We start from the raw sequence: 5,611 nt of genomic DNA on the forward strand, positions 1-5,611 counted from the left end.
AAAAACTATCGCGCGAACTCGACTTCACAATTCACTACTGGAGAAGCAAGGAGAAAGCGGAGGTTGACTTCGTGCTGAGAAAGGGCGAGGAAATTCTCCCCATCGAGGTAAAGTGGTATGCTGGAAAATCCCTCTCGCCTCCGAGATCGTTGAGGAGCTTTATAAAAAGATACAATCCTCCTCTTGCCATCATTCTAACTCCAAATACCGAGGGCTTCGGAAGAGCAGAAAATACAGACATTAAGATCTCCCCATTCTACAAAGCAGATGAGCTGATTAGGAAGCGCTTCTGTGAGTATCGCTGATTAAAGATCTTAACCCATCCGAAGAAACCCCGCAACCTGCGAGGAACGCTACCGCCACTGTGATAATTAGCCATAGAGAAGCTTTGGCTGCCATTTGAATAAACGGTTTCATTTGCCTCCTTTTTCTATTTTACCCCTTTCTTTTGCAAATGCGTCAAGACTTTTTCCTTTCTGATATAATAGACTTTATGAAAAAGAAGGGCTTAACCCTGATAGAGCTTCTCGTGGCTCTGGCAATAGCTGCCTTTATAGGCGGGAGCCTGCTGGGGCTGCTTCTTGGAGTCACGAGAAGTAAAAGCTTTTCTGAAACCATCTCAACTGAAAATCAGATAGTAAGGGGACTTTTCGATCTCCTCTACTCAGATCTACGCTGTTCGTTTCAAACAAAAAGGGGGCTTAACTTCGTGGGAGAGAAAAACAGGCTTTCTTTCCTGAAAATGGGAATCCACTCCCTTGAAAGGGTAGAGTATGAGTTTAAGGATGGGGAGTTTAAGAGAAACGACGAAACGGTGCTTAAAGATAAAAAATTCAGCATAAGTTTCAGGTTCCTTAAAAAAAGGAGGTGGCTATCAAGCTGGAAGAAAGCTGGTAGCAAGCCGGATGCAGTAGAAGTTAGTATAAAATACGGCACAGATGCCTTTAAAGCACTTATTCCCACACATTAGGAGGTGTAAAGTTTGAAAAAACTTTTTGCGGGAATTTTGTTTTTACTTCTTTTAAGCCTTCCTGGATATGCCTGGGGAGCAAACTGGACGGTTATGGTATATATGGCAGCGGATAACAATCTTGAGTCAGCCGCCATAAATGATTTTCTTGAGTTATCTTCTATAGGCTCATCAGGCGAGGTTAATATAGTGGTTCAGCTTGACAGGGGAGGACATGATTCAAGCTATGGCGGGTGGACAACTGCAAACAGGTTTTACATAACTCAGGGAATGGAACCAACGCTAAATAATGCGATATTGGACTGGGGAGATGGCCAGGGAGGACGAGAGGTCGACATGGGAGATCCAGAAGTTCTAAAAGACTTTGTAAGCTGGGCAATGAGTAACTATCCAGCGAATCACTATCTTCTCGTTATATGGAATCATGGACAGGGATGGAAAGGAAAAGATCAAAGAAAGGGCTTTCTTCCTCTTAAGTGGGTGTGCCTTGATGAAACCAGCAACGATGTTCTATGGGCATATGAGCTGAGAAATGCCCTTGAAGGCATGAACCTGAATATCGTAGCAATGGATGCCTGTCTAATGGCAACCATAGAAATCATGTCAGAGCTAAATGGAATAGCAAACTACTACGTAGCATCCGAGGAGACAATTCCCTTTAATGGATACCCTTATGATGATATAATGAGCGTTCTCGTTTCTTCTCCAACAATGACGCCTGAGGAACTGTGTCAAACGATAGTGGAAAAATACAGAGACTCATACATGAGTAGCTCTTTTTCCATCACGCTATCTGCATTCAACATGAGCAAGTTTAGCGATCTTCTAAACGCGTTAAACGATCTCACAAACGAGATACTTTCCTCGTCTGGCTGGAACACCCTAATGGACGCTCGTTCAAGGGTTCAAAGCTTTTACGGAAACTACGAGATAGATCTTCACCACCTTGCGGTTCTTCTTGAGGGAAATTTCTCAAAGGCTTCTGAAGTTAAAGAAGCGATAGAAAATGGCATCGTAGCCGAGTATCACTCGTCAAGCTTAACCGGGGCCTATGGCGTTTCAATATATTTCCCCTCAGGGAGGGAATACAATCCCTTCTATGATGACCCGAGAAGAAGCTTTACTAATGACTCAAGTTGGGATGATCTTTTAAGGAGCTACTTTGAGGAAACCGCTCCCAGCTTAAATGCTCCCTGGAGCGACAATAAGCCAGATATAGATGGAAGTATAGGAAGTGAGGAATGGAGTGATGCAGCGGTTATAGAGAACGGAAGCGTTAAGCTGTACTTAAAGTGTGACGAGAGATATCTATATATAGCGGTTGATGACCCTGCCGATCCCCAAGTTAATGAAGGAGATAAAGTCGGTATATATTTCGACACCAACGGCGATTGGAAGTGGCCCAGCGTCAAGGGAAACGAAGGAAATTACTGGATAAAATCAACGGATGGAACATGGCAGGGGCTATTCAGAGCCATCTGGGGAAGCGTAGGAATGCCAAATTATGATGAAACCCCAACAACGGTATCGAGCGATGAGCTTGCTTTTGCAGTCTCAACATCAAGCGGACACTTACAATACGAGGTGAGGATAGACTACACCGCGAGGTGGAACGTCCACTTAGAGGATGAGGTTCATTTATATATATTCGTCTATGATGCTGGTGGAAACAAAGATGATATAGACTGGCCCGCTGACCTGACCGGAAGCGACTTTGGATACTTCTCACCGGTTAACTACGCAAAGCTGACTCTCGGGGAGGGGGGAGGAGTCCCATCGATGCAAGTCTCGCCGGAAAGCATAGATTTTGGAGAGGTAAAAATAGATGAAACAGAATCAGCCACTTTGACCATAACGAACGTCGGAACGGGGGTTCTGAACATAGAAGCAAGCCTCACTGGCGAGGATTCCTCCAATTTCTCGATATTCCCGGCATCCTTAAAAGTTCTCCCTGATGAATCGGGAACCATAACGGTTTACTTCAGTCCCGAAGAAGAGGGAACCCTCGACGGGTTCGTTAAGCTTGAAACGAATGATCCTGAAAAGAATATATATTACGTTTATATAAAGGGAAAAGGAAAAAAAGACGAAAATAACGATATCTTTGGAGGATGCAGTGCATCTCCGGGAAAGGAAAATCTCCCTCTCCTGCTACTTCTGGTTCCTCTACTTATCGCTCTAAGGAGCCGTCTCAATAAGCCCCCTTGCCCATAAACACGACCAAGAAAGTCCTTAATATGATTTTGATATCGAGCCACAGCGACCAGTTTTGAATATAGTAGGCATCGAGGCGCAACCTTTCCTCGAAAGTGGTCAGGTTGCGCCCGCTTATTTGCCACAGTCCTGTTATGCCAGGCTTAACCTCAAGAATTACATCGAAGTATTCGCCTATTTTTTCCCTCTCCCGTGGAAGATAGGGACGGGGACCAACAATGCTCATATCCCCTCTAAGGACGTTCCAGAGCTGAGGTAGCTCATCAAGACTCCATTTTCTCAAGAATTTTCCAACCCTGGTTACTCTCGGATCGTATTCGCGAAGCTTGGCATACTTTTCCCATTCTTCCCTTGCACTGGGATTTTCCTCAAGATACTCCTCAAGAATCTCGTCCGCGTTAACATACATGCTTCTAAACTTAAAGCAAGGAAAGGTTTTCCCGCCAACACCAAGCCTATCAGCAACATAGAACACGGGACCGGGAGAATCAAGCTTTATCAGTATAGCTATGACAAGAAAGAGAGGAGAAAGGAGCACGAGAGAGGGAATGGAAATCAGGAGATCAAAAATCCTCTTTACACAAGCATTCCATCCCTTTATAAGATTTCTCCTTACTTCTATAAGAAAAAGACCTTCCACTTCCTCAAGGCGAGCCGACGCAGAAGAAATACCATATATATCAGGGATTACCTTAACGGGGATGCCAAGTCGCTCACACCTTCTCGCCACAGGAAGAAGCTTTTCTCTCGGGAGAGAAGGAAGCGCTATTATGACGCCACCTATTTTATGTTCGCTAACGAATCTCTCAACATCGTCGAGCTTTCCCATAACTGGTAAGCCGTCCACTACTTCCCCGACCTTAAAGTCATCGAGAAAACCAACCGGATCATAACCCCATAGGGGATACTTTCTTATCTTTGACAGGATTAATCTACCAGCTTTGCCAGCACCAAGAATAAGAATCTTTATTCTCGATATCCCCAATCGCCAGATAATATATCTCAAGAGATACCTCATTCCAAAGAGGATGGGAAGAGAAACGATAAAGGAAAGCATTATCACCGCCCTTGAATAGCTTAAAAGCCTGTAAAGGAAGCTGAAAGAAAGAAAAAGCAAAGCGGTGATAAGAGTAGCCCTTCCTATGTAAAAAAGCTCATCGAGGGGATCTAAGAAAGGCTCCCGGTAGAGACCTTCAAGCGCCATAGTGAAAATCCATACCAAGGCAATGAAAGGCAGAATGTTAAGATACTGAGACCACGGAATGGGACCTGCCTTAAAAAAATTAGCGAGAAGATCATATCTGAGAAAGTAAGCTAAAGCGAAAGATAAAGCGAAAGAGATGGTATCTCCCAAAAGGAGGAAAGCACGCGTCAAGCTCGCTCACCTCTCAATCTCGCTAATATAAAGAGATGTTAATCTACCAATTAAAGCGCTAACAGAATACTCTCTTTCAACTCTCTCTCTTCCTTTCGCCCCCATTTTCAACCTAAGGTCAGGGTTCTCCATTAGCTTTCTTAAATAAGAAACGAGCTCCTCCTCGCACTTCCCGATATACCCCGTTATTCCATGCACAACAAGATCCCTATTCCCAACTACATCCGTAGCCACGACGGGCTTGGAACAAGCCATCGCCTCAAGAACCGCTATAGGCATTCCTTCCCACAGTGAAGTTTGAAGGTATATATCTATGCTTTTGAGAAAAGAGACTGCCCTTTCTCTTTCCATCCAGCCGAGAATTTTAACAGGGGAGCCTATAAGCTCCTTCTCAAGCTCTCCACCACCTATCCAGAGAAATTCAACCCTTTTAGAGGAAAGCTTCTCCGCTATGCTTCTAAAAAGCCAGGGAGCTCTCGCAAAGGTTATCCTTCCCGAAATGGCTATCTTTAGCCTCCCAGAATTTCCAAAATTATGCGGTTTAACTGCATCTATCTCTGCAAGGTCAACGGCATTATTAACAAGATCTACCCTTTTGGTTAGCTTTCTCGCCTCGTGAAGCTCTCCAGGAGAACAAGCTAAAATCGTTCCACCCAAAAATGCTCCTATCTTCTCAAGCATAAAAAAGAGCCTTCTTTTAACAGGAGATACTTCCCTCATTAAAAAGGAAAACCCTCTGGGAGAGTAGAAAACCCCTCTTTTCCTAAGAGAAAGAAATGAAACAAGCCTTCCGAGAAAGCCAGCCTTGGAAGAATGAAGGTGAACGATATCAGGATCATAGTCCCTTATAAGTTTGAAGAGTTCAAAGAGGGATTTAAGATCGTCCAGAGGGGATATTTCCCTTCTCATTGGAAGATAAATCTTTATAACATCTTCTTTAAAAAGCTTTTCCCACTCCTTAGGGGTTTCCTTCCTCAAGGAATATACGAGATATACCTCAAAAAGATCTCGAGGAAGATTATTGCATATCTGCCTTACGGATTGAAAAACGC

Annotated in this window: 5 protein-coding genes; 3 read left to right on the plus strand and 2 right to left on the minus strand. The window is 44.0% G+C overall.

Annotated elements, in window-relative coordinates; translation table 11 throughout:
- The 3 genes from J7M13_03900 to J7M13_03910 form a co-directional block, all read left to right on the plus strand.
- A partial coding sequence (locus J7M13_03900) for a DUF4143 domain-containing protein (GenBank protein ID MCD6363129.1) occupies positions 1–305 on the plus strand: 305 nt, incomplete at its 5' end.
- Positions 306–493: 188 nt separating this feature from the next.
- Complete coding sequence (locus J7M13_03905) at positions 494–970, plus strand: prepilin-type N-terminal cleavage/methylation domain-containing protein (GenBank protein ID MCD6363130.1); 477 nt, start codon at positions 494–496, stop codon at positions 968–970.
- Between the two features lie 12 nt (positions 971–982).
- Positions 983–3,184 carry a choice-of-anchor D domain-containing protein gene (locus tag J7M13_03910; GenBank protein ID MCD6363131.1) on the plus strand — a complete coding sequence of 734 codons (2,202 nt, stop codon included), beginning with the start codon at positions 983–985 and terminating at the stop codon, positions 3,182–3,184.
- Here the strand turns inward: J7M13_03910 and J7M13_03915 are convergent.
- A complete protein-coding gene (locus J7M13_03915) occupies positions 3,162–4,559 on the minus strand; it encodes a sugar transferase (protein ID MCD6363132.1) in 1,398 nt (465 codons plus the stop codon). The genes J7M13_03910 and J7M13_03915 overlap by 23 nt on opposite strands.
- 6 nt (positions 4,560–4,565) lie before the next feature.
- A partial coding sequence (locus tag J7M13_03920; protein MCD6363133.1) for a glycosyltransferase occupies positions 4,566–5,611 on the minus strand: 1,046 nt, incomplete at its 5' end.

It is taken from the genome of Synergistota bacterium, from assembly GCA_021159885.1.
Lineage (GTDB): Bacteria > Synergistota > GBS-1 > GBS-1 > GBS-1 > AUK310.

What these genes read in the sequence shown, in the direction of transcription:
- J7M13_03905 (MCD6363130.1), top strand. Translation starts at nt 494, where the DNA reads ATGAAAAAGAAGGGCTTAACCCTGATAGAGCTTCTCGTGGCTCTGGCA.